Here is a 1,642-nt window from a genome sequence, read left to right as displayed (position 1 = left end):
GGCCGGGGCCTGGGCCGAGGCGCCCGAGGGGGCCGCGGCGTTCTGGGTCGCCCCCTGGGGACCCGAGGCACCGGGACCGTTGGAGGCCGTCGGACCGCTCAGGCCCGAATCCTTCTGCGTCTCGCTGCCGGAGGGTTTCTGCGAGCCCGAGCCCGGGGCGGTGACGGCCGTGCTCGTCTGAGCCGTAGCCGAACCGGACGCGGCCGGCTGAGCCGGCGGATGCAGGAACGCCGTAAGTTCCTTGCAGATATTGGCCGGCTTGCCCGCCGATTCGGCCGAGGCGATTGCCGGAACCATCGCCATCGCCGCCGTCACGGCGACGATGGACAATCCTCTGATACTCAAACCCATCATGACACGGCCCTCCCGAGGCCAGCCGCCGCAGCTGCAACGGCGCGATTGACCAAGGAAGGTGCGCGGCACGCGGAAGGTGTCAAGGGCGGCGCGGCGCGCCCGTTCGTCGGGGACCGGCCGTCATCGGGATTCCGCATTGGGAAAGAAGAGCTGCTCCCCACCGATCCGGTAGGCCGCGATGGCCGCCTGGCCCGGGGCCGAGACGAGCCAATCCACGAAGGCCTGCGCCGCCTTCGCCTTCACATGCGGATGTTTTTCCGGGTTCACGACCATCACGCCGTATTGGTTGAAGAGGCGCTTGTCGCCTTCCACCAGGATCTTGAGGTCGCCCCGGTTCTTGAACGACAGCCACGTGCCCCGGTCACTGAGGACGTAGGCATTGGCGGCCGAGGCGGTGTTGAGCGCCGGCCCCATCCCCTGGCCCACATCCTTGTACCAATCGCCGCGCACGGCGCCGAGATCGAGGCCGGCCTCCTTCCAGTAGCGCAGCTCGGCGCTATGGGTGCCCGAGCGGTCGCCGCGCGAGACGAAGGGCGCCTTGGCGGCGGCGATCTTGCGCAGGGCCTCGACGACGCTGGCGCCGGCCGCGCCGGCCGGATCGTCCTTCGGGCCGACGATGACGAAGTCGTTGTACATCACGGGATAGCGCTTCGCGCTCCACCCCTCGCCGACGAATTTTTCTTCGGCGGCGGTGTCGTGGACGAGGGCCACGTCGGCATCCCCACGTCGGGCCGCATCGAGGGCCTGCCCGGTGCCGAGGGCGACCACCTTCACGCCGATGCCGCTGGCCTGGTTGAATGCCGGCAGCAGCTCCTTGAACAAGCCGGATTGCTCGGTGGAGGTGGTGGAGGCCACCGTGATGGTCTCGGCGGGCTCGGCGACACCCGGTGCGGACGACAATCCGGAGACGGCGACGAGGAGGCCGAAGCTCAGGAGAGAGCGGCGAAGGAAGTCCATGGCATTTCTCCGGTGAGATAGGCCCGCGCCTGCGGCGAACGGGGGGATGACAGGGTGGAACGCACGGGTCCATGCTCGACGGCGAGGCCGGCGGCGAGGACGACCACATCCTCGGCCAGACGCATGACCTGACCGAGATTGTGCGAGACGAGGACGACCTTCGTGCCGGCCACCGCCATCGACGCCACGAGATCCTCGATGACGTGGGACGAGGCCGGATCGAGATTGGCGGTGGGCTCGTCGAGCAAGAGGAGATCGGGCGCCCGCGCCCAGGCCCGCGCGAGGGCGAGGCGCTGCTGCTCGCCCCCCGACAGGCGGGTGGCCGGAGCGC

General features: G+C 69.7%; 2 protein-coding genes and 1 pseudogene. All 3 read right to left on the bottom strand.

The window, feature by feature from the left end; translation table 11 throughout:
- A pseudogene (locus FV220_RS24890) lies at positions 1-354 on the bottom strand (hypothetical protein); the annotation flags it as partial.
- A gap of 120 nt (positions 355-474) precedes the next feature.
- Positions 475-1,311 (bottom strand): extracellular solute-binding protein, encoded by an 837-nt coding sequence (locus FV220_RS24885; protein WP_147833574.1) that lies wholly within the window; start codon positions 1,309-1,311, stop codon positions 475-477.
- A partial coding sequence (locus FV220_RS24880) for an ATP-binding cassette domain-containing protein (RefSeq protein WP_147833573.1) occupies positions 1,284-1,642 on the bottom strand: 359 nt, incomplete at its 5' end. The genes FV220_RS24880 and FV220_RS24885, both read right to left, overlap by 28 nt.

Origin of the sequence: Methylobacterium sp. WL19 (assembly GCF_008040005.1) — a bacterium.
Lineage (GTDB): Bacteria > Pseudomonadota > Alphaproteobacteria > Rhizobiales > Beijerinckiaceae > Methylobacterium > Methylobacterium bullatum.
This window is presented reverse-complemented; position numbering and strand designations above follow the sequence as displayed.